The organism is Frankia sp. AgKG'84/4 (assembly GCF_023242965.2).
GTDB lineage: Bacteria > Actinomycetota > Actinomycetes > Frankiales > Frankiaceae > Frankia.
The window spans coordinates 1-740 of the sequence record NZ_JALKFU020000929.1 but is presented as its reverse complement, the minus strand read 5'-3'; the positions used below and the strand labels follow the sequence as shown (position 1 = coordinate 740).

Annotated in this window: 1 protein-coding gene; it reads left to right on the top strand. The window is 75.1% G+C overall.

The window, feature by feature from the left end:
- Positions 1–740, top strand: a 740-nt coding sequence (locus tag MXD58_RS26125; protein ID WP_250610406.1) for an AAA family ATPase, incomplete at both ends; no start/stop codon positions are given.

The window sequence follows — 740 nt, the reverse complement described above, 5'->3', positions numbered from 1 at the left end:
GCGCCGGGCACTGCGGCGCCGGGCACTGCGGCGCTCGAGCCGGCGGTCACCGCGGCAGGTCGGGCTCCCCTCGCCGCCCGGCTGCGGCCCGAGCATCTCGACGAGGTCGTCGGCCAGCGCCATCTGCTCGGCGCGGGCAGTCCGCTGCGCCGGCTCGTCGAGGGCGGCGGCACGACGTCGGTCATCCTCTGGGGCCCGCCGGGCACCGGCAAGACCACGCTGGCGCACATCGTGTCGCGGGCGACCGGTCGGCGCTTCCGGGAGCTTTCCGCGGTCACGGCGGGTGTCAAGGACGTGCGGGCGGTCATCGACGAGGCGCGGGCCGCCCGGTCGATGTCCGGTGCGCGCACCGTCCTGTTCATCGACGAGGTCCACCGTTTCACCCGCACGCAGCAGGACGCGCTGCTCCCCTCCGTCGAGCACGGCTGGGTCACGCTGGTCGCGGCGACGACGGAGAACCCGTTCTTCTCCGTCGTGAGCCCGCTGCTGTCCCGGTCGCTGCTGTTGACCCTCGAGCCGCTCACCGACGAGGACATCCGCGGGGTCCTCGACCGGGCTCTGCGCGATCCCCGCGGCTACGACGGGCGGATCGAGCTGACGGCGGCCGGCCGTGACCACGTCGTCCGGCTCGCCGGCGGGGACGCGCGCCGCGCGCTGACCGTGCTGGAAGCCGGTGCCGAAGCGCTGCTCGCCGCACTGGTTACCGCCGCTGCCGCTGCCGACACCGCCGACACCGATGC